The 21,724-nt window shown below is 61.0% G+C and carries 17 protein-coding genes; all 17 read right to left on the minus strand.

Going from position 1 to position 21,724, the window contains the following annotated elements; translation table 11 throughout:
- Nucleotides 1-288: 288 nt before the first annotated feature.
- On the minus strand, nt 289-1,191 hold the full coding sequence (locus EII11_RS05275; RefSeq protein ID WP_124869619.1) for a methylenetetrahydrofolate reductase: 903 nt from the start codon (nt 1,189-1,191) through the stop codon (nt 289-291).
- The gene (locus EII11_RS05280) at nt 1,188-2,351 is read right to left on the minus strand and encodes a uroporphyrinogen decarboxylase/cobalamine-independent methonine synthase family protein (RefSeq protein ID WP_124869622.1); all 1,164 of its coding nucleotides are present in this window, start codon (nt 2,349-2,351) and stop codon (nt 1,188-1,190) included. Before EII11_RS05280 ends, EII11_RS05275 begins: the two co-directional genes overlap by 4 nt.
- Nucleotides 2,348-4,690, minus strand: coding sequence for a 5-methyltetrahydropteroyltriglutamate--homocysteine S-methyltransferase (gene metE / locus EII11_RS05285; protein ID WP_124869625.1), 2,343 nt, complete (start codon nt 4,688-4,690; stop codon nt 2,348-2,350). The genes EII11_RS05280 and metE overlap by 4 nt, the downstream gene beginning before the upstream one ends.
- Nucleotides 4,691-5,079: 389 nt before the next feature.
- Complete coding sequence (locus tag EII11_RS05290) at nt 5,080-6,093, minus strand: polyprenyl synthetase family protein (protein ID WP_124869628.1); 1,014 nt, start codon at nt 6,091-6,093, stop codon at nt 5,080-5,082.
- Nucleotides 6,090-7,658: an NADH-quinone oxidoreductase subunit NuoN gene (nuoN, locus tag EII11_RS05295; RefSeq protein WP_124869630.1), complete on the minus strand. Its 1,569-nt coding sequence runs from the start codon at nt 7,656-7,658 to the stop codon at nt 6,090-6,092. Before nuoN ends, EII11_RS05290 begins: the two co-directional genes overlap by 4 nt.
- Nucleotides 7,655-9,202 (minus strand): complex I subunit 4 family protein, encoded by a 1,548-nt coding sequence (locus EII11_RS05300; protein ID WP_124869633.1) that lies wholly within the window; start codon nt 9,200-9,202, stop codon nt 7,655-7,657. Before EII11_RS05300 ends, nuoN begins: the two co-directional genes overlap by 4 nt.
- 17 nt (nt 9,203-9,219) lie before the next feature.
- Complete coding sequence (gene nuoL, locus EII11_RS05305; RefSeq protein WP_124869795.1) at nt 9,220-11,181, minus strand: NADH-quinone oxidoreductase subunit L; 1,962 nt, start codon at nt 11,179-11,181, stop codon at nt 9,220-9,222.
- Between the two features lie 46 nt (nt 11,182-11,227).
- Nucleotides 11,228-11,527 (minus strand): NADH-quinone oxidoreductase subunit NuoK, encoded by a 300-nt coding sequence (gene nuoK, locus EII11_RS05310; protein WP_124869636.1) that lies wholly within the window; start codon nt 11,525-11,527, stop codon nt 11,228-11,230.
- Nucleotides 11,524-12,513: an NADH-quinone oxidoreductase subunit J gene (locus EII11_RS05315; protein ID WP_205649239.1), complete on the minus strand. Its 990-nt coding sequence runs from the start codon at nt 12,511-12,513 to the stop codon at nt 11,524-11,526. Before EII11_RS05315 ends, nuoK begins: the two co-directional genes overlap by 4 nt.
- The gene (gene nuoI, locus EII11_RS05320) at nt 12,510-13,145 is read right to left on the minus strand and encodes an NADH-quinone oxidoreductase subunit NuoI (protein ID WP_124869801.1); all 636 of its coding nucleotides are present in this window, start codon (nt 13,143-13,145) and stop codon (nt 12,510-12,512) included. The genes EII11_RS05315 and nuoI overlap by 4 nt, the downstream gene beginning before the upstream one ends.
- 17 nt (nt 13,146-13,162) lie before the next feature.
- A complete protein-coding gene (nuoH, locus tag EII11_RS05325) occupies nt 13,163-14,464 on the minus strand; it encodes an NADH-quinone oxidoreductase subunit NuoH (protein WP_124869638.1) in 1,302 nt (433 codons plus the stop codon).
- A complete protein-coding gene (locus tag EII11_RS05330; RefSeq protein ID WP_124869641.1) occupies nt 14,461-17,043 on the minus strand; it encodes an NADH-quinone oxidoreductase subunit G in 2,583 nt (860 codons plus the stop codon). Before EII11_RS05330 ends, nuoH begins: the two co-directional genes overlap by 4 nt.
- On the minus strand, nt 17,040-18,341 hold the full coding sequence (gene nuoF, locus EII11_RS05335; RefSeq protein WP_124869644.1) for an NADH-quinone oxidoreductase subunit NuoF: 1,302 nt from the start codon (nt 18,339-18,341) through the stop codon (nt 17,040-17,042). Before nuoF ends, EII11_RS05330 begins: the two co-directional genes overlap by 4 nt.
- Complete coding sequence (gene nuoE, locus EII11_RS05340; RefSeq protein ID WP_124869646.1) at nt 18,341-19,060, minus strand: NADH-quinone oxidoreductase subunit NuoE; 720 nt, start codon at nt 19,058-19,060, stop codon at nt 18,341-18,343. Before nuoE ends, nuoF begins: the two co-directional genes overlap by 1 nt.
- On the minus strand, nt 19,057-20,421 hold the full coding sequence (locus EII11_RS05345; RefSeq protein ID WP_124869649.1) for an NADH-quinone oxidoreductase subunit D: 1,365 nt from the start codon (nt 20,419-20,421) through the stop codon (nt 19,057-19,059). Before EII11_RS05345 ends, nuoE begins: the two co-directional genes overlap by 4 nt.
- On the minus strand, nt 20,421-21,155 hold the full coding sequence (locus EII11_RS05350) for an NADH-quinone oxidoreductase subunit C (RefSeq protein ID WP_124869653.1): 735 nt from the start codon (nt 21,153-21,155) through the stop codon (nt 20,421-20,423). Before EII11_RS05350 ends, EII11_RS05345 begins: the two co-directional genes overlap by 1 nt.
- A complete protein-coding gene (locus tag EII11_RS05355; RefSeq protein WP_124869655.1) occupies nt 21,152-21,706 on the minus strand; it encodes an NADH-quinone oxidoreductase subunit B in 555 nt (184 codons plus the stop codon). Before EII11_RS05355 ends, EII11_RS05350 begins: the two co-directional genes overlap by 4 nt.
- Between the last annotated feature and the right edge of the window lie 18 nt (nt 21,707-21,724).

Genomic DNA, 21,724 nt, shown 5'->3' on the forward strand with positions numbered 1-21,724 from the left:
CCTAAAGGCCATTAAGAAATAAATATTCAGGATGGGGGAATACATCTTCTGAAGTGCAGAAATCTTAATTTTCGATAAAGATCAGCTCATAAGACATCTCACAAGAATCGCCTTTGACTCCTGGGCGCCGAGATAAAATCTTTCCAATCGGTCATTATTGCTCGGGCGACTATGCCCATATTTTGAGATAGCTTGTCTCAAAATATGGGCATAGTCGTCAAGCTCATCCACAGCGGGAGGTAGCACAAAACCTAAGTATCACAACGAAAAACGATGCCCTGTGGAGTTTCAGATGAAAGCGATAGGTGTTAGCAGGTCTAATTCCCGCAAAACCTCCAGCACATACTCATGCCGATTAAAGGTATAGAGATGTACTGACGGAGCCCCACCCTGCAAAATCTCCTGCGCAACAGCCACCGTATACGCCACCCCCAGCTCAGGGGCGTACCCGCCAGCCTTCTCCATCGCCGCAAGCAAATCAGCAGGCGCAGGCCGCCCCGCCAAAGAAGCAACCTTCCGCAACTGCCCCAAAGTCGACACCGGCATCAAACCCGGCAGAATCGGAAGAGTAACACCCGCCTGCTGAGCTTCAGCAACAAAGCCTAAATACTCATCAGCGTGGAAAAACAACTGAGTAATCGCCAGCTGCGCACCCGCCTCCTGCTTAGCAATCAACCAATCAATATCCTCACGGCGAGATCGCGACAGTGGATGCCCATTGGGATAAGCAGCAACAGCAATACGCCCCACACTCGTCAGCGCCGGACGCTCACCGCGAACCTCGTTAATCAACTCAATAAGTTCCACAGACGATAAGGACCCCGCAACAGAGGCGTCTGACTCATCCATCCCACGCGGCGGATCACCTCGTAAAGCCAAAAAATCATGAACACCCGCGTCCATCATCGAATGAATGACCGCTTTAATGGCAGCCCGGTCCTCACGTACCGTCGTCAAATGTGCCATCGGAAGAGCGTCCGTGTAATTGCGCAAATAGCGCAGCAGATCCACCGACCCATCACGATGAGCCCCATTGGCTCCATAGGTCACGGAAATGAAATCAGGACCAGCAGCGGACAGGTGCTGTACGCAATGCCCTAGGGCAAGAGCCGCAGCCCCCGTGCGCGCCGGAAAAACCTCGAAAGAAAAGCGAGGCTTCGTGGGCGCCGAACCCGTCAGCAACAGCGTCATACCCCACCCCCACTGAGAACCTCGGCCGCCATCGCTGTACCTCGCACACGCGCCGCGATCTTCGCAAACGCTACCTCGCGGGCAAAATCCGGCGAACCATGCCGCGGCTTTTGATCAACCAAATACGGCGAGAAGCCGCAATCATCCGTTGACCCCAGAAGCGTCGGCGGGATAAAGCGAGCAGCCCGCACAAGCTGATCGCAGATGTCCTCTGCGGTTTCTAACTTCGGCGTAACCGTGCGCGTCACCCCAAGAAGAATCTGCGGCTGACGAGGCCGACTCACATGGTCCCATTTCGCCAACTGCTCCCCCACAAGCCTGGCCACCCTGTCTGGCTCAGCATCACTTGCCGCCTCCATAAGGAAGTAGCCTGCCTCAATGGCAAAAAGCTCTGGGATAAGGTCGGCGTAGTCGACATCATGTGAATGGTGACTGTCGTGGTCATTACCCGAGCAGGTATGAACCCCCACATTGGCGCGTAGATGCTCGGGAATGCGATCAAGGACTCGGTTGAGCAGCTCAATAAAGCCCTGTAACGACTCCGGCCCCGCCCAGGACAATACTGGCGTTGCATGCCCCGGCTTGGCGACGTTCTTCTTTAAGGCCAGACGCCCCTCCGTGAAATCGATACTCACTCGAGAGGCCCCGGCCGCAAAGCAGCGGGTAATATCTTCTGCGCATCCTTGCACCACGTCATCAAGAAAATCCTGACGGGAATAGTCCCCGATCCCCTCTGGGCCCACCATGAGCGAAAGCATCGATGGAGAGACGACCGCCTGCTTCAGCGGGTGATCGGTGAGTGTGCGGGTGCGTTCCACGTCCTCAGCAGCCCACGAGTGGAAACGGAAGGGTGCTGTGCTCAGGGCAGGAATCACACGATGGTGCCCGTCGGCGTAGACAGCAAAAAGTGGGCCCTCAGTAATGCCCTCGGCACTGAGCGGATAGCTGGAAAAACTCAGGCGATACTGCTCGCCATCATTGACATAAGGAGAGCCCGTAGCCTCAAGTTTGTGGACGGTATCGAGCACAGCGCGAGATTGCTCCCGCTCAACATCCGCGGCGCTTGCCGCGCCAATCTCAGCATCCAGCACCACCTGCTGAAGGCGAGAAGGGCGCGGCAAGGAACCCACGTGTTCGGTCGGAAGAGAAGGCGTGCTCATGCTAATTCCTGACGCACAGCCTGAGCGGCACGCACCATATTCGTCAAGGACGCAACAGTCTCGTCGTAACCACGCGTCTTCAGACCACAGTCAGGGTTAACCCACAGTTGGTCGCCGGGAATATGCGCGCTGGCAATGCGAAGGAGTTCTTCTTGCTCTTCTTGCGAGGGAACACGCGGGGAGTGAATGTCATACACGCCCGGGCCGATCCCTCGGGAGTACTTGTGTGCGCCCAGGGGAACCACCACGTCCATACGCGAACGGGCTGCCTCAATGGAGGTGACATCAGCATCCAGCCCATCAACAGCGTGGATAATCTCGCCAAACTCCGAGTAGCACAGGTGCGTGTGGATCTGCACCTCAGGAGCGGCCCCACCCGTCGCCAAACGGAAAGCACCCACCGACCACTCCAAGTACGCCTGTTGACGGTCAGCATCCAAAGGTAAGAGTTCACGCAATGCAGGCTCATCCACCTGGATAATCTCGATCCCTGCAGACACCAGGTCATCAATCTCATCACGCAGCGCCAAAGCAACCTGGGTGGCAGTGTCAGCCAAGGGCTGATCGTCACGAACGAAAGACCAGGCAAGAATCGTCACAGGGCCAGTCAGCATGCCTTTCACATGACGATCCGTGAGGGACTGAGCGTAGGCTGACCAGCGGACAGTCATCGGAGCCGGACGGCTGATATCACCCCACAGAATCGAGGGACGCGTCGCGCGAGTACCGTAAGACTGCACCCACCCGTTCGTTGTCACCGCACAGCCGTCAAGGAGTTCAGCGAAGTACTGAACCATGTCATTACGTTCGGCCTCACCGTGGACGAGGATGTCTAGGCCGATTTCCTCCTGAAGACGAATGACCGACGCGATCTCCTCACGGAGGAACTGCTCGTAGGCGTCGACGTCGATCTCTCCGCGGCGGAAGGCAGCTCGCGCTCGACGAATTTCGGCTGTTTGCGGGAAAGACCCGATGGTGGTGGTCGCAAGCTCGGGGATATTCAACGCAAGCTGAGCAGCGCGCCTCTCAGTCTCTCCGGCTCGCGTGCGATCCTCCGCAGTGACAGCCGCTGCACGCTGGCGCACATGTTCAACACGGACACCCGGTGCATGCGCACGATCAGCAAGGATCTCGGCGTTCTCTTCGAGTGCCGTCACAATAGTCTCCCTACCGTGAGCGAGCCCTTCGGCCAGCAGGGCAACATGCTCCACCTTCTGATCGGCAAAAGCCAGCCAACGGGCAAGACGAGCGTCAAGTGAGGGCTCATCAGCAACATCGTGTGGAACATGCTGAAGGTTATTCGCCGTAGCAACCGACACTGTGACCCCTGCCTGGCGGATACGCTCAAGAGTGGCCAAAGCCTGGCTGAGGTTCGTTTGCCAGATATTGCGCCCATCAATGACGCCCGCAACAAATGTTGTCCCCTCAAAAGCACGGGCGAAGGAGCCTTCTGCCAGCGCCTGCTCATCCAGACGCCCGCGAACCAAATCCGCCTGAATAGCCTCAACGGGAAGCGCCCCAAGACGAGTCTGAGCGTAGGAAGAATCCCCATAGGGGGCGGTCAGAAGAATAGCCGGACGATCGGCGCGAGCACCCAATTCCGTGTAGGCAGAGGTCACGAAGGCGAGGATTTCCTCTCGTGTATATCCCAAGGAATCCGAAACAAGGGCCGGCTCATCAAACTGCACCCAACGGGCTCCGGCCTCGTGAAGAGCGCGAAGGAGGGCCGCGTACCCTTCAACGACATCATCCAGACGTGAGATTGGTGCAAAGCCTTCTGGCGCCTCATCGGCTGCCTTTGCCAACAAAAGATAGGTGACGGGTCCAACGAGGACGGGACGCGAATCGATGCCCTGCGTGCGAGCCTCCTCAACATAGCCCACCAGGGTGCCAGCATGAGGTTCCACCGGAGTCTGCGGGGAAATCTCCGGCACCGAGTAGTGGTAGTTCGTGTCGAACCATTTGGTCATCTCAAGAGGCTGATGTGTCTCATCGCCTCGGGCGAGCACGAAGTAACGGTCAATGTCACTCCCTTGCACATCTGCGAAGCGCAGCGGCGTCGCCCCCAAAGCCACGGTGGTGTCAAGAACCTGATCGTAGAGGCTGAAAGATTCGGGGATTGCACCATCCTGGCTGCTTAAACCCAGGTCCTTCAGACGTGAACGCACGTCGGCTCGCAGAGCAGCGGCAGTGACAGCGAGTTCAGCCTCGGTAATGGTGCCCTTCCAGTAGGCTTCAACGGCTTTCTTCAACTCTCGGCGTCGACCAATACGCGGATAGCCCAGGATCGTGGCGGGAGCAAGACCCGCAGTGCGATGTTCGGTGTTCGGTGCGCTCATGATGCTCTTTCATTGTGCGGAGTATGGGAGGAGGGCCTCTGTGAGGGCAACACCTCTATGCCTGTTGACAGTTCCGAACGGTAGCAAGGGGGTAAAAGGCCTCTCCCAGGGGCACAACATTTTGGACTTTTGTAACGGGAGGCGTCAGCCCTCTCAAGGCTGCTGCCCGCCCACTAGCAATCTGTACACCTTGGCGCATGATGTACATGGTGCACCACGTACATCATGCATTAACCCGTACATTTCTCTGCTTGGGCACAGATGCTGCACAATGTGGCTGCAGAATGTGGCTGCGCAAAGCAAAAGTCCGCGTGGCAGGAAAACCTGCCACGCGGACCTTGAAAAGCCTCAACGGCTGCACCGTCAACCGGTGCCGGACTCATAATGGCCTACACCATCCGGTCCACCATCAAATGAGCAAAAGACACCAGCGCCGTCTTTGCCTCGCCCTCAGGCAAAGCATCACACTCAGCAATGGCATCAGCGGCCCATTCACGAGCCATCTGACGGGTTTCCTCCACCACATCATGCTCGCGTAAAGCAGCCACAACCTCAGCCAGGGCTTCATCGGACGACAGATCCCCCGCCAGCATCGACAAAATACGAGCACCAGCCGGGTCAATGGTGCCCTCTGCCTGACGGCGGCGCAGCAACAAGACAGGCAGGGTGTCAACGCCCTCACGCAGATCCGTGCCCGGCGTCTTCCCAGAGGTCACTACCTCGGAGGCAAAATCGAGTACGTCGTCAGCGATCTGGAAGGCCACGCCAATCTTTTCACCAAAGCGGGCCACGGTTGCAGCAATCTCCTCACCCGCACCACCGTGGAAAGCCCCAAAGTGGGCGGCCGAGGACAGCAGCGACCCGGTCTTATCAGCGAGAACCTGAATGTAGAACTCCACCGGATCCGCGCCTTCAGTCACGCCGAAGGTCTCATTGAGCTGGCCGATGCACAAGCGCTCAAAGGTATGCGCGTGATAGGCCACAGACTCCGGTCCCAAAGAAGCAACCAGCACTGAAGCGCGGGCGAAGAGGACATCTCCAGCGAGAATCGCCCGATTATTGCCCCACTGATGCTGAGCTGAAGGCACACCACGACGAGTGGGAGCCGAATCCATCACATCATCGTGGTAGAGCGAGGCCAAGTGCGTCAGCTCAATCGCTGTTGCAGCATTTAAGACCTTCTCGCCAAGGGCAAGCTGCGGGGTGCCGAACTGTGCGCACGTCAAGGTCAGCAGAGGGCGAATACGCTTACCCCCCGCGACAGCAAGATGCGAGGTCAGTTCGTCAATGAGATCCCGCGAACCAGAAACAGCCTGGTGAAGGGATTCTTCGACGGCCTCGAGGCCCGGCAGAATGCGGGCCTCGAGGTCAGGAACGTGAAGATCGGGTGTGGAGACGTTCACGGGAGAAGCACGACCACCTGATTGAGTAGGGACAGGACTGGAGCCGGGAAGAGGCCCAGAACGATCGTACCCAATGCGGCGACAATAATCGCAACGGTGCTCAAACCTTCAGAACGAACAATGACTACCTCACCCGTGGGTTCCTCGAAGAAGAGCACCCGTACAACACGGAAGTAGAAGAAGGCCGTCACAGCCGAGCATGCCAGTGCCAGGCCGACAAGGTAGCCCCATCCACCGGCGAAAGCATCGGCAAAAACAACGAACTTTCCAATGAAACCAGCGGTCAGCGGGATGCCTGCGAAGGACAAAAGGAACACGAGGAATGCTCCTGCCACCACCGGATTGGTGCGGCCAAGGCCCGACCAGCGTGTGAAATCTGTGACCTCAGCACCAATAGCACCCTCACTGTCCTGGCGGCGCACAAGCGACACCACACCAAAGGCGCCAACGGTAGCCAAACCGTAGGTCAACAGGTAGAACAGCACGTTGCCCGACGAACCCTGCACCAGCGAGAACACACCCAGCAGGATGAAACCCGCGTGTGCAATCGACGAGTAGGCGAGCATGCGCTTAATGTCGGTCTGCACAAGGCCAGCGAAGGTGCCGACGAGCATCGTCAGAGCGGCAATACCCACCAGGACCCACGACAGTTCCCACTGTAGGGCGCCAGCAACCACCTGGTAGAAGCGCAGCATTGCGGCAAATGCCGCAACCTTCACAGCGGCAGCCATGAAGCCAGTAACAGGGGTTGGAGCGCCGGTGTATACATCAGGTGTCCAGGCGTGGAAGGGGGCTGCACCCACCTTGAACAGCAGGCCGACCATGACCATGAACACGCCGATGAACAGCAGCCAGTCCATATTCACCATGCTCGGAATTGCGGTGGCCACCTGAGTGATGGTGAGTGAACCGGAGAAGCCGTACAGCAGGGCCGAACCCATGAGCATGAAGCCCGAGGCGAAGGCACCCAGCAGGAAGTACTTCAGAGCGGCTTCCTGCGAGAGCTGGCGGCGGCGGCGAGCCGTCGCAGCGAGGATGTATAGCGGCAGGGACATCACTTCAAGCGCCACGAACAGAGCGATGAAGGAGTTCGCTGCGGGGAAGACCATCATGCCGCCCAGGGAGAACAGCACGAGGGAGAAAATCTCGGTCCGCTGGTAGTTCTTCGCGTCAGTAAGTTCTTCTTCGTGTGAGCCTGGACGATCCGAAGGCTGGCCTGCGAAAGCGCCATCCCCGATCTCCGAGCGATCAGCGATCACGAGGACCGCAAAGAAGCCCAGGACGGCAAGAATGAACTGTGCTGCGAGGGTCAGCGGATCTTCGATGTATTCCCCCAGAGACTGCGGTGCTGCAGCCACGGGGATCCACCGCAGGGCGAGGACGCTAGCCGCACCCATAGTGGAGACCAATGCGATGCCGATACCCATGGCGCGACGCAGGCGCACGGGCGCGAGAGCTTCAGCCAAGACAGCGACAACGGCGCCACCCAGGACGATGATGATGGGTAGCAGCGACACCCACGCGATGGTGGGGGCGACAAATTCGTCGACGGGAAGGTTATTCACTTCGCGCTCCCTTCGGTGGCGACGTGGGAGGCAGCCACCAGAGTGGTAGCAGCCTCATCAGCGATAGGGGTCAGCGAGGAAACAAGCGGTGCTGCCCACACGCCCAGGATGACCATTGCGGCAATCAAGGGAGCAACGACAACCTTCTCACGACCGTTGAGGTCTTCAAGTGAAGCGTTCTTCCCTGCCGGGCGACCGGTAAAGACGCGCTGGTAGGGCAGCAGAACGTAGACGGCAGCCACAACGACGCCCAGAACAGCGAACACAGCCAAGCCCGCTGAGGCTGACCATGTGCCCATGAGGACCAGGTATTCGGGGACGAAGCCGGACAGGCCGGGCAGGGCGATTGAGGCCATAGCGGACACGAGCCACAGGCCGGCCAGGATTGGGGTGACGCGCTGCATACCGACGTAGTCGCGCATGTCACGACTGCCACCGCGTTCTGCGAGGAAGCCCGAGATGAGGAACATTGCTGCGATTGAAACGCCGTGAGCGACCATGTACACCATGGCACCGGTCATGGCGATGGACGAGCCGACAAAGATGCCCAAAACCATGAAACCGAAGTGGGATACGGAGGTGTAGGACACCAAGCGCATGATGTCGTTCTGGCCGATAGCAGCGAAGCCGCCCCACAGGATCGACACAACAGCGAGGATGCACAACACCAGGGCTGCTTGAGCCGACGCGACGGGGAAGAGCCGCAGGACCAGGGCGATCATCCCGAAAGTACCGATCTTGTCGAGCACGCCGACAAGCAGTACCGAGGTACCGGGGCGGGCCACGGCGGCAGTGTCAGGCAGCCAGGTGTGGACGGGCACCATCGGGGCTTTGATAGCAAAAGCAATCATGAAGCTGACGAACACACCCATCTGCAGGCCTGCAGGCAGGTTGCCTGAGAGGCTGGAAAGGGTGTCCAAGCGGAAGAAGGTGGCGGAGTGCTCCGGGATTGCTGCCCAGAGAGCAACCATGCCACCGAGCATTGCCAGACCGCCAGCCAACGAGAAGAGCAGGAACTTCATCGCGGCACGACGACGCGCCTCAATATCACCCACACCGTAGCGACCAATCATCAGGTACAGCGGGATGAGCATTGCTTCAAAGGCGAAGTAGAACAGGACAACGTCGAAAGCAGCGAAGATCAGGACCATGAAGGTTTCCAGGAGCAGAATCAACGCCAGGTAGCCGCGAGGGTCCTCATCCGAGTCTGCCCATGCGGCGCCAATGACGATCGGTACCAGGGCCACGGCCAAGAGGACCATCACCAGGCCAAGGGCATTAACGCCCAGCGCCCAGGAGACACCCATTGGAGGAATCCAGGAGTAGGACTCGACCATCTGATAGGTGCCCGACTCTGACCAGTCAAAGGCTGTGGCGGCTGCGAATACAGCCAGGATCAATTCGATGATCGACACACCCAGAGCGATCGGGCGTGCCTGGGGTCGAAGCCCCGGAATAGCCACAACCAGCGCACCCAGCAGTGGCAGCACCACGAGGATGCTCAACCACGGGGTGGTGGCGGGGATGAGAGTGCTGATTTCCATGAGTTCTCCTCCCACGCTCACAGCTGGAAACCGATAATGACGACCAGGGACAGCAGGACGCCGCCCAGGATGTAGGACGCGTAGGTGCGGGCGTTACCGGTTTGCGTGATGCTCACCAGGCGACCCAATCCCTTTGCGGATGCGGCCACTCCATTGACTATGCCGTCCACTGCACGCTTGTCGCCACCGGCGGCCACGGCCACAAGAGCGGTACCGGGGGTGACAACGAGGGTGTCGTTAATGGCGTCTTGGAAGAGGTCGTTGCGGGCGGCGTGCACGAGGGCGTTAGCCGCAGGAACGGAGGTGGGAACCTCGCCCTTGCCGTACTTGGCCCACGCCAGTGCCGCACCGAGAGCCACAAGGATCAGGGAGGCGGCCATAATGACGGGGATCGGCAACACGGGGTGCCCGTGCTCGGTAGCACCGATAGCGGGGGTCAGCCATACGGAGAAGAAGTCTCCGATGGAGAGCAGCCCACCAATGGCAACCGCTCCCACAGCCAGGATGATCATTGGAATGGTCATCAAAGGTCCCGACTCGTGGGGGTGCACGGGCGCGCCTTCAGCTTCAGTGGTCCAGCGGGCGGTGCCGTGGAAGGTCATGAAGAACAGACGCGACATGTAGAAGGCTGTCAGCCCTGCACCAAAGAGTGCGATACCGCCAAAGACCCATCCGGCCCAGGGGGCGGGGTTACCGGCAAAGGTATCCATTGAGAACGCGGCCTCAATGATCTTGTCCTTGGACCAGAAGCCCGAGAACGGGGGCACGCCCAGGATGGCCAGCCAGCCCATCATGAAGGTCAGCCAGGTGACTGTCATGGCGGTGCGTAGAGCGCCGAAGCGTCGCATATTGACCTGATCGCCCATGCCGTGCATGACCGAGCCCGCACCAAGGAACATAAGCGCCTTGAAGAAGCCGTGGGTGAAAAGGTGGAAGATGGCGAACGCCCAGCCGATGGGGCCAAGGCCAGCGCCGAGCATCATGTAGCCGATCTGGCTCATGGTGGAGGCTGCCAGCACCTTCTTCATGTCGTCCTTGGCGGCACCAACGATGGCACCAAAGAGCAGGGTGATAGCACCAATGATGGTAACAACGGTGGCGGCAACGGGGGCAGCCTGGTAGACAGCACCGGAGCGAACCACGAGGTACACGCCAGCGGTCACCATGGTGGCTGCGTGAATGAGGGCTGACACGGGGGTCGGGCCTGCCATTGCGTCGCCCAGCCATGCCTGGAGGGGGAATTGCGCGGACTTACCGCAGGCACCCACCAGCAGGAAGATACCGATCATGGTGGCCTGCGCGACAGGAATCTCAGAGACTCCGTGGGCAACGGCTTCCATATTGACGGTGCCGAAGTTAGCGACCATGGCCATCATGGCCAGGAGCAATCCCATGTCACCAACACGGTTCATAACAAAGGCCTTCTTTGCAGCCTTGGCGTAGTCGGGAACGTCATTCCAGAAGCCAATGAGCAGGTAGGAGGCCAAGCCCACGCCTTCCCAACCGATGAAGAGCACCGCGTAGGAGTCACCCAGAACCAGGGTGAGCATGGCGGCGATGAAGAGGTTGAGATAGGCGAAGAAGCGGCGGCGATCCTTGTCGTGCTCCATGTAGGCCACGGCGTACACGTGGATAAGGGAGCCGACGAGGGTGACCAGCATGACGAAGGTCATCGACAGCGGGTCCACCATAAGGCCAAAGTCCACGGAGAACTCTCCGGCGGGAATCCAGCTAAACAGGGTGGACGCATAGCGGCGGCCTTCAGGCGCAGTGCCCAGCATCTGAATAAGGATGGCAACGCCGACGGCGAAGGAGGACCAGGAGGCGAGGACGCCCATCCAGTGGCCCCACTTATCCGTGTGGCGTCCAGCCAGCAGCAAGAATGCGGCGCTGGCCAGGGGAATTGCGATCATCAGCCACGCAAAGGAGGCTGCGCCGGTGGCAGCTACGGGCTCAGCGATCGTGCCATGCCCATCCATACCCACCAGGGCGGGGAGGAATCCGATGTTCATTGAGTGACCTCCCTCAGTTCTTCAGCAGGTTGACGTCGTCAACGCTCGTGGTGGCGCGCGACTTGAAGATGGACACGATGATGGCCAGACCCACCACAACTTCTGCGGCGGCGACGATCATGACGAAGAAAGCCATGATTTCGCCGGCAACCTCGCCGTGAATACGTGAGAATGTCACGAGGGTGAGGTTGGCCGAGTTGAGCATGAGTTCAACACCCATGAGGGAGATGACCGCCGAGCGGCGCACCATCACAATGACGGCTCCCAGGGTGAAGAGGATGGCGGCAAGCAGCAGGTAGTATGCGAGGCTCACTTCTCTGCCTCCTCGGTAGTGGTGGTGGGCTCTGCAGTCTCATCGGACGAGGCCACCGCTGCGGGTACCTCGGGCGAATGAGGCTGGTTGAGTCCGGTGGGAGCTTCGGGGCCAGGCATGCCCCATGCGCCGGAACGCTCAGCGGTACCGGCGGCACCGGGGCCGAAGGGAGACTGCGAAGCATCCCCCATGCGGGCGAGCAGCAAGGACTGGGCGACCTCGGGTTCAATCATGCCGACGCTGCGCTCAAGGCCACGCACACGCAGCACGCGGGGCACGGACTCTTCAACGGGACCAAGAGTTTCACCCGAAAGAGCCGGGACGTCAACAGCAGTGCTGGTGGCGTACACGCCGGGCGACGGAAGCTGGCCGATGTGACGGCCCGTGGCCTTGTAGGCGCGCATCTTCGCTTCAGCGGTGGAGCGCTGGTCAACCTTGGGGCCAAGCTCATCGGTGTGGGTCAGCAGCATGGCGCCAATCGCAGCGGTGATCAGCAGCGCGGCTGCCAGTTGCATGGAGAACCAGTGCTGGGAGAAGAGCTCCACAGCCAAGGAGGTAATCGGCGCATCCGTGAAGGGATCAACCTCGGGTGCGGGCGTGGCAACCACGGTGGCTTGGGCGATTGCGCTGGCCAGAATGATGACCACGCCGAGGCCAGCCAGGATTGACGAGATCACGCGGGCACGGCCCTGACGGGTGTATTCATCGGAGGCGCCCAGGCCGATCATCATGATGACGAAGAGGAAGAGCATCATGATGGCGCCGGTGTAGACGATCACCTGCACGGTCCCCAGGAAGGGTGCGCCCATGGTGACGTAGAGGACGGCCAGGCCCAGCATGACGCCCACCATGCTGATCGCTGCGTAGGCGGCCTTCTTGAACAGGAGGATGCCGAAGGCGCAGGCGATCATGAACACGGCGACGCAGGCAAAGAGCACTGCCTCTCCTGTGGAGGCCATCGCAGGCCAGTTTCCAAAGAGGTTCACTTCAGTGCCTCCTGCGGGTAGTCAACGACCTTCACGGTCGCAAGGCTTTCGTCCTCGGGACGATGTTCACGCACCCAGTCAACCTGAGCCTGGGTGGCGCCCACAACCGCACCGCGGTAGTAGTCGCCGTCAGATAGGCCCTCGACCATGGGGTGTGGCGGTTGGAGCATACCTTCAGAAAGAGGAACGAGGATGTCGTCCTTTTCGAAGATTTCAGATTCGCGATCAAACTTCGCGATCTCGAAGTCGTGCCCCATCGTCAATGCGCGCGTCGGGCAGGCCTCGATACAGAAGCCGCAGAAGATGCAGCGCAGGTAGTTGATCTGGTAGACCGCGCCGAAACGCTCGCCGGGGCTGAATTGAGCCTCGGGAGTGTTCGATGCAGCCTCAACGAAGATCGCGTCAGCGGGGCACGCCCAGGCACACAGCTCACAGCCAATGCACTTTTCCAGGCCATCCGCGTAGCGGTTGAGCTGGTGGCGTCCGTGGAATCGGGGCTGTAGCACCGCCGGTTCGAAGGGGTAGGACTCGGTTGCTGTGGGCTGGAAGAACTGCGTGATCGTCACACCGTAGCCAGCCAGGGGGGCGAAGAATCGGGCAATCGGCCCCATGGGGTCGTGCTCGTAGAGCATTTCCTTATCGCTCACGATCAGGCCTCCTCAATAACGATCGGTGCGCGGCCCGCACGAGGCGAGGGCGGCAGTGTCTGTCCGGGCAGGGGTGGTACCGGGTAGCCGTCAGCGAAGGCGTCGAAGGGCTTATCGGCGGGAGCCTCGTCCTCTTCTTCCTCGCCACCGTCGGTGAACCACACGACGATGAGGGCGATGACGAAGACACCGACAATGACGGCGGCGATGACCGGCAAGGAGACGTCAACCCAGTTGGTGACGCCACGCAAGATGGCCACCAGAACGATCCACACCAGTGAGATGGGGATGAGGCGTTTCCAGCCCAGGGCCATGAACTGGTCGTAGCGGAAACGCATGAGTGTAGCTCGGGTCCACACCATGAGGAACATGAAGAACCACATCTTGAGGAAGAACCACAGGATGCCCCACCAGCCGCCATCCATGATGCCGAAGTAGCTAAACGGCCACGGTGCGCGCCACCCGCCAAAGAAGAGGGTGGTAGCCACGGCAGAGACGTTGAGCATGTTGACGTACTCGGAAAGGAAGTACCAGGCGAACTTCATGGAGGAGTATTCGGTCATGTGGCCTGCCACGATTTCACCTTCAGCTTCGGGAAGGTCGAAGGGCAGACGGTTCACTTCACCGACTGCAGAAATGCAGTAGACGATGAAGGCCGGCATGAGGGCGAAGGCCCACCACACGTTCTCCTGGGAGGCAACGATCTGCGAGGTCGACATGGAGCCCGCCATGATGAACACGGACACCAGGGCCATACCCATTGACAGTTCGTAAGAAATCACCTGCGCAGAAGAACGGATAGCGCCATACAGAGGCAGGGTCGAACGAGACGACCAGCCACCCAGGACGATGCCGTACAGGCCAAGGGAGGCCATTGCGAGGATGTAGAGAACAGCCACGGGCATGTCAGCCATTTGCAGCGGCGTGGAGTAGCCGAAGATATTGACATTCGGACCCAGCGGCATCACGGCGAAGATGCTGAATGCGCAGAAGGCAGCAATGACAGGAGCCAGCAGGTAAAGGAACTTATCCGAACGACGCGTCCACATGTCTTCCTTGAAGAGCAGCTTCACGGCGTCAGCAATGGCCTGAAGCAAGCCGAAGGGGCCTGCCACATTCGGGCCGGGACGCGACTGCATGCGGCCCAGGCCTCGACGTTCCACCCACAGGGCGATGAGCACGTTGAGGATGAGGAAAACAATGAGGAAGACAGCCTTAATCAGGGTCAGCCACCATGTTTCCTGCGAAAAGTCCGCAACTGCGCTCTGAACTGCCATGGGGAGTTCGAAGGGAAGAGCGTTCATCGGGCCACCTCCGCTGTAGCGGTGAGGGTCACAATGGAGCCAGCAGCTCCCAGTGACGTGTGGACGAAGGAATCCTGCGAACATTCGGGGACCCACACGACGCCGTCAGGCAGGTCAGCCACTTCAACAGGAAGGGTGATAGCACCGCGTTCACTGGTGACAGTAACGCGGGCATCTTCTGCCACGCCCAGGCCCTGCAAGGTTGCAGGCGACACGAAGGCCACCGAACGGCGGGCGGTACCAGCAAGCTGAGGGGCGCCGGCCTGCAAACGACCAGCGTCCAGCATCGGCTTGTGCGTGGTCAGTAGTGCCTGACCGGGAGCGACAGCGGTCGGAGCGGGGGCTTCAACAGCAAGAGGCTCCACGCGGGCACCCGTCCAGGACATGAGGGGGTTGACCTCGTCGTAGACGTCCGTCAGTGTCTCCAGGCCAAGATCCACACCAAACTCACGCGCCAGGCGCACGAGGACGTCGCGGTCGCTCAGGGAGCGGGCGGCGATAGCCTGACCGAAGGGACGCAGGCGGCCTTCCCAGTTAATGAAGGTGCCGTGCTTCTCAACAACCGGAGCGACGGGGAGCACCACGTCGGCCAGTTGAGTGGCCGGAGATTCGCACACCTCAAGGGAAACAACGAAGTCGGCGGCCGTGAGAGCTCCTTCAAGGCTCAACGCAGGATCGTTGAAGCAGAAGTCACGGTCATCAACACCGCCAACAACAACGGCTGTGATCTCACCCTGGGTGGTGCGGTTGACGATCCCAGCAGCGCAAGAACCACGCTGCTCAGGCAGGTTCGCCCACCCCAGCGAAGCGCGGGCGGCCTCGTCCTCCACGGGACGGCCAAAGGGCAGCAGACCCGGCAGCAGGCCAGCCTCAACAGCAGCGCGGTCGCCAGCGCGGCGAGGCACCCACTGCAGGCGAGCGCCCAGACGGTCAGCGCACTCAGCGACGGCAGTCAGCAGGCCAGCCGACCGTGCGGCGCGCTCACCAACGAGGATAATGCCGCCACGCAAAGCCTCAGCAAGTTCAGCGTTGATGCCACCTTCAGCGATAGAGGCGAGCACCTCGACCTCGGTGCCTGGGGCTGCATGGAGCACCTGAGCGCCGAGCTTGCGTGAGCCAGCGGTGGTGAAGGGGGCGACGGTTGCAACCTTCACACTGCCGGCGAGCACGCCCTTACGCAGACGCAGGAAGAGGGAACCGGCCTCGTCCTCGGGCTCAAGAGCAACGAGGAGGACCTGCCCACCCTTTTCCACATCCGTGTAGGTCACGCCCAGGCCCGAACCAGCCACGCGGTTGGACAGGAAGGCGCGTTCCTCACCGGAGAGGGTGCGGGAGCGGAAGTCAATATCGTCCGAACTCAATACAGTACGCGCGAACTTCGACCACGCGTAGGCGTCCTCGAAAGTCAGGCGGCCACCGGGCAGGAAGCCCACGCGGCCCTTGGCGCGAGCAGCCTTCAGGCCCTCAGCAGCCCGGTGCAGAGCGTCCGACCATGAGGTGGGAACCAGCTCGCCGTTCTCACGAACCAGAGGCTGGGTCAGGCGGCCCACATTGTGCCATTCGAAGGCGAAGCGATCCTTGTCGGTGATCCACTCTTCGTTGACCTGCGGGTCATTGCCTGCCATACGACGGACAACCTCGCCACGGCGCACGTCCACGCGAATCGCAGCGCCCGAAGCGTCATGCTCGGTCACCGACGCGGTGGAGACCAAGTCGAAGGGGCGAGCGCGGAAACGGTAGGAGGCGGCGGTGAGGGCACCCACGGGGCAGATCTGGATGATATTGCCCGAGAAGTAGGAAGCGAAGGTGCGGCCCGTCTGATCGCGGTCCGACTCGCGCATGTCACCGGAGTTGGCTGAACCAATAATGCCCGCCTGACCGTAGGGGCCCGAAATGTCAGCCGGGGCAGCGCCGTGAGCACCATCCTGGTGGAAGTCGAGCACCTGAGTGTCAAAGGAGCCAATCTGCTCAGCCATGAAGTAGTGGTGGTCGGTCGGAGCCGAACCGCCGCCACGACCCTGCAGATCAATGAAGGCGTCGCCTGCGATTTCCTTGCCGAAACGCACGCAACGCTGGCAGAGGATGCAGCGGTCGCGGTCCAGCAGAATGTGGCTAGTCAGGCGCAAGGGCTTGGGGTAGGCGCGCTTAGCGTCAGCGAAACGCGAGGTTGCGCGCCCGTCGGTCATTGCCTGGTTCTGCAGGGGACACTCGCCACCCTTATCGCAGATGGGGCAATCGAGGGGGTGGTTAATGAGCAGGAACTCCATGACGCCACGCTGAGCGACGGCGGCAACCTCAGAGGTTTCCTGGGTCTTAATCACCATACCGGGGGTGACGGTCTGCGCACACGAGGGCTGGGGCTTAGGCATGAAGCGCACCTCGCCGGTGTTGCGGTCGGGCATGCCGACCTCAACGAGGCACTGGCGGCAGGCAGCCACGGGTGCCAGCAGCGGGTGGTCACAGAAACGCGGGATGCGAATGCCAGCCTCTTCGGCGGCGCGAATGACGAGCGTGCCAGCGGGGACGCTTAGCTGCACGTCATCAATGGTGACGTCCACCATGGTGGTGGGCTCAGTCATCGTGCTCCTCCTCGTGCGAAAACAGCGGAGCGCTCGTACGGGAAGAGTTCCCGAGCGGGCGTGGTCAGTCCGGCCTCGAATTCCTCACGGAACTTCTTAATGCCGCTCATCACCGGCGTTGCTGCCGCATCGCCGAGTGCGCAGAAGCTGCGGCCGAAGATATTGTGTGCAATCTCGTCAAGCAGGTCGACATCGCCGGGCAGGCCCTTACCGGCCTCCAGACGAAGCATGATCTGCTTGAGCCAGTAGGTACCTTCACGACACGGCGTGCACTTACCGCAGGATTCGTGCTGGTAGAACTCGATCCAGCGGGTAATGACGCGCACCACCGATGTCGTCTCATCAAAGACCTGCAGGGCGCGGGTTGCCAGCATGGAACCAGCGGCACCGACGGCCTCGTAGTCCAGGGGCACGTCGAGGTCTTCTTCGGTGAGCAGTGGCGTGGAGGAGCCACCCGGAGTCCAGAACTTCAGGGTGTGTCCCTCGCGGATACCCCCGGCCATCTCGATGAGTTCACGCATGGTGATGCCAAAGGGGGCCTCGAACTGGCCGGGGTTCGTCACATGGCCAGAGACGGAGAAGATACCGTGGCCGCGGGACTTTTCCGTCCCCATAGCCGTGTACCACTCCACAGAGTTGGCGAAAATACCGGGAACCTGCGCCACTGACTCGACGTTGTTAATGACGGTCGGGCGAGCGTACAGGCCTGCCACTGCGGGGAAGGGAGGCTTGAGGCGGGGGTGACCACGGTAGCCTTCCAGGGAGTCCAGCAGTGCGGTTTCCTCACCACAGATGTAGGCGCCAGCACCAGCGTGTGCGGTGATTTTCAGATCGCCAAGCAGCCCTGCTGCAGTGGCTTCCTCAATGGCGTTCATGAGGCGACGGTAGACGTGGACAACCTCGCCACGCAGGTAGACGAAGGCGTGGGTGCAGTTAATCGCGCGCGAGGTGATCGCCATGCCCTCCACGAGGATGTGGGGGTTGGCCATGATGGTGGGGATGTCCTTGCAGGTGCCCGGCTCGGACTCGTCAGCGTTGACCACGAGGTAACGCGGCATGCCGTCGTCAGGGGGAAGGAAGGACCACTTCAGGCCGGTGGGGAAGCCAGCGCCACCTCGACCGCGCAGACCCGAAGCCTTCACGGCCTCAACAATGTCGGCGGGTTCCATGGTGTTGGCCTTCTTCAGGCCTTCGTATCCACCGCGTGCCAGGTAGGACTCCAGGGTCCAGGAGCGGTCCTCGCCCCAGCCCTTGGAGAGGATGGGAGTGAGGGTGGAAGGTGCAGAGTAGGTGGTCATCAGGCCTGTCCTTCCGTGCTCTCGGAGTTCTCAGAGGCAGTGTCGGCTGCGCCTTCAATGGCGACCGGTGCAGTCCAGCCGTTCTCAGCCGCGATACGCACGCCCAGCAGCGAGGCCTCACCGGCGGAGGGGCCCTCGTGGACGCGTCCGTCAGGGAAGCCCGCCAGAACGTGCTCGATTTCCTTGAAGGTTGCCACCGTGTTGGGACCGCGAGTGGGACGCACAGGGCGGCCAGCCTCAAGATCATCAACGAGGGCGATCGCCGACTCAGGGGTCTGGTTATCGAAGAACTCCCAGTTCACCATGACCACGGGGGCGTAATCACAGGCCGCGTTACATTCAAGGCGCTCAAGGGTGATTTTCCCAGACTCGCTGGTCTCATCAGAACCCACGCCAACGTGTTCAGAGACGGCTTCCCAAATTTCGTCGCCGCCCATAACGGCACACAGGGAGTTCGTGCACACGCCCACCAGGTAGTCGCCGTTGGGGTGACGCTTGTACTGGGTGTAGAAGGTGGCCACAGCGGACACCTCGGGGCGGGTCAGGCCCAGGACATCAGCGCACAGGGCGATGCCGTCGGCTGAGACGTAGCCGTCCTCGGACTGGACGAGGTGGAGCATGGGCAGCAGTGCGCTGCGCTCGTGCCCCGTGGGGTAGCGCCCAATGATCTGGGCGGCTTCGGCGCGAAGGCGCGCCTCGACTTCTTGCGTGTAGCTCATCGGTCGACGCCTCCCAGCACCGGGTCGATGGCGGCCAGAGAGACAACGACGTCGGCCAGCTGGCCGCCCTCGGTCATCATGGCCAGGGACTGAAGGTTCGCGAAGGAAGGATCGCGGAAGTGAGCGCGGTAGGGGCGGGTTCCACCGTCAGAGACAAGGTGGACGCCCATAATGCCCTTGGAGTGCTCAACGGTCTGGTAGACCTGGCCCGCAGGAACGCGGAAGCCCTCGGTGACCAGCTTGAAGTGGTGGATGAGGGATTCCATGGAGCGGCCCATGATCTCAGCAATGTGCTCCAGGGAGTTGCCCTGGCCGTCGTTGCCGACAGACAGGCGTGCAGGCCAAGCAATCTGGGCGTCGCCCACCATCGTCGGTGCGCCCTCGCAGGCCTCCAGGCGGTCAAGGACCTGGTGGAGGATGCGCAGGGACTGGTAGCACTCGTCGAAACGCACGCGGGTACGGGCGAAAGCGTCCGACGCGTCGTGGGTGCACACGTCGAATTCGTAGGTTTCGTATCCGCAGTAGGGCTGCATCTTACGCAGGTCCAAGGGCAGACCGGCAGCGCGGGCGATGGGGCCGGTGGCGCCCAGGGCCATGACGGCCGATAGGGGCATGTAGCCGACTTTGCCGAAACGCTGATGGAAGATGGGGTTGGCCTGCGTGAGATCCTCAAGCTTCCCCACAGCCTTGCGCACCAGGGGCAGCTTTTCGCGCACGTACTCAACGGTGCCTGCGGGCATGTCCTGTGCGACACCGCCGGGGCGGATGTAGGCGTGGTTCATACGCAGGCCGGTAATGCGTTCGAAGATACGCAGGATTTCCTCGCGGCCCTGCAGGCCAATACCGAACATGGTGGTCGCACCGAGTTCGTTACCGCCGGTGCCGATAGCCACCAGGTGGGAGGAAATGCGGTTGAGTTCCATGAGCATCACGCGAATGAGCGTGGCGCGTTCGGGCACGTCGTCGGTGATGCCCAGCAGTCGCTCAACACCCAGGCAGTAGGCCACTTCCTGGAAGAAGGGTGCCACGTAGTCCATGCGGGTGCAGAAAGTGACGCCCTGGGTCCAGGTGCGGTACTCCATGTTCTTTTCGATGCCGGTGTGCAGATAGCCGGTGTCGACACGGGTTTCGCGCACCTTTTCACCATCAAGTTCGAGGATGAGGCGAAGCACGCCGTGAGTGGAGGGGTGCACGGGGCCCATATTGAGCACGATACGTTCGCTGGAGATCTTTTCGATTTCAGCGAGGACGTCTTCCCAGTCACCGCCCTGGGCGAGGACCTCGGGAATCTCGTCAACGTCAATGCCCAGGGACGACTGAGGCGCGTGGATGCGCGTGTTGAAAGTCTGTGCGTCGCTCATCAGTTGTACGACCTCCGCGAGTCGGCGGGCGGAACTGTGGCGCCCTTGTATTCAACGGGGATACCACCCAGGGGGTAGTCCTTACGCTGCGGGTGACCGGTCCAGTCATCAGGCATGGCGGTGCGGGTCAACGCCGGGTGTCCATCAAAGACAATGCCGATGAGGTCCCAGGTTTCACGCTCCTGCCAGTCATTGGCCGGGTAGATATCCACCACCGAGGGAATGTGGGGGTCTGCATCGGGGCAGGTCACTTCCAGTCGCAGCATGCGGTTGTGGGTGACGGACATCAGGGGGTAGATGGCGTGGAGTTCACGGCCAAGGTCTGCCGGGTAGTGGGCACCGTTGGTGCCCAGGCACAGCTCAAAGCGAAGATCCTGGTCGTCACGCAGGTACTGGCAGACGCGGCGGATGTGTTCGCGAGCGATGAAGATGGTGAGCTGATCGCGGTCGATGGTCACCTTTTCGATGACCTCAGCGACGGCCAAACCGTCCTCGGTAATCAATTCTTCGAGGATGTCCACCACGGTGTCATACCAGCCGCCGTAGGGGCGGGCACTTTCGCCGGGGAGGGCAAAGGTTTCAACCATGCCGCCAAAGCCGGTGGTGTCGCCGGCATCCTTGACACCGAAGGAGCCTTGACGGCGGGCGATGGTTTCGGGATGGGCGAATCCGCGGGTGGCCTCGCCGGTGGCGGGCAGGTCGACGGAAGCGACCTCGGGCAGGTTGTCGCTCATGCCAGCAGTCCCTTCATCTGGTGGGTGGGGGTGGCGGCCAGCGCGGCCTGTTCGGCCTTGCGCGCGATCTCGCGGCGGTGCACGCCCAGGGGCTCGTTGGCGATTTGTTCACGCAGGGTCAAAACCGCGTGAATGAGGGCCTCGGGGCGGGGCGGGCAGCCGGGCAGGTACACGTCGACGGGCACGATGTGGTCGACGCCCTGGACGATCGCGTAGTTGTTGAACATGCCGCCCGAGGATGCGCAGGCACCCATGGAGATAACCCACTTGGGTTCGGGCATGGAGTCGTAGACGCGACGCACGATGGGGGCCATCTTGTGCGAGAGTCGGCCCGACACGATCATCAGGTCCGCGTGGCGAGGCGAGGCGCGGAAAACTTCCAGGCCAAAGCGTGCCATGTCGAAACGAGGGGATGCGGTGGCCATCATTTCGATGGCACAGCATGCCAGACCCATGGTGACGGGCCACTGGCTGTGCTTTCGAGCCAGGCCCAGCATCTTTTCGATGCTGGTGAGGGCAACGCCCGCTGGCAGGTGTTCTTCAAGTCCCATTATTTTTCCTCAGTCCTG

This window comes from Schaalia canis (assembly GCF_003858455.1).
In the GTDB taxonomy this organism is placed as follows: domain Bacteria; phylum Actinomycetota; class Actinomycetes; order Actinomycetales; family Actinomycetaceae; genus Pauljensenia; species Pauljensenia canis.

Excerpts from the sequence above, each read along its gene's own strand:
- EII11_RS05355 (WP_124869655.1), bottom strand. The coding sequence starts at position 21,706 with ATGGGACTTGAAGAACACCTGCCAGCGGGCGTTGCCCTCACCAGCATC.
- EII11_RS05350 (WP_124869653.1), bottom strand. The coding sequence starts at position 21,155 with ATGAGCGACAACCTGCCCGAGGTCGCTTCCGTCGACCTGCCCGCCACC.
- EII11_RS05275 (WP_124869619.1), bottom strand. The coding sequence starts at position 1,191 with ATGACGCTGTTGCTGACGGGTTCGGCGCCCACGAAGCCTCGCTTTTCT.
- nuoE (WP_124869646.1), bottom strand. The coding sequence starts at position 19,060 with ATGAGCTACACGCAAGAAGTCGAGGCGCGCCTTCGCGCCGAAGCCGCC.
- nuoH (WP_124869638.1), bottom strand. The coding sequence starts at position 14,464 with ATGAACGCTCTTCCCTTCGAACTCCCCATGGCAGTTCAGAGCGCAGTT.
- EII11_RS05280 (WP_124869622.1), bottom strand. The coding sequence starts at position 2,351 with ATGAGCACGCCTTCTCTTCCGACCGAACACGTGGGTTCCTTGCCGCGC.
- EII11_RS05330 (WP_124869641.1), bottom strand. The coding sequence starts at position 17,043 with ATGACTGAGCCCACCACCATGGTGGACGTCACCATTGATGACGTGCAG.
- nuoF (WP_124869644.1), bottom strand. The coding sequence starts at position 18,341 with ATGACCACCTACTCTGCACCTTCCACCCTCACTCCCATCCTCTCCAAG.
- EII11_RS05345 (WP_124869649.1), bottom strand. The coding sequence starts at position 20,421 with ATGAGCGACGCACAGACTTTCAACACGCGCATCCACGCGCCTCAGTCG.
- metE (WP_124869625.1), bottom strand. The coding sequence starts at position 4,690 with ATGAGCGCACCGAACACCGAACATCGCACTGCGGGTCTTGCTCCCGCC.
- nuoI (WP_124869801.1), bottom strand. The coding sequence starts at position 13,145 with ATGCTCTACGAGCACGACCCCATGGGGCCGATTGCCCGATTCTTCGCC.
- EII11_RS05300 (WP_124869633.1), bottom strand. The coding sequence starts at position 9,202 with ATGGAAATCAGCACTCTCATCCCCGCCACCACCCCGTGGTTGAGCATC.
- nuoL (WP_124869795.1), bottom strand. The coding sequence starts at position 11,181 with ATGGATGGGCATGGCACGATCGCTGAGCCCGTAGCTGCCACCGGCGCA.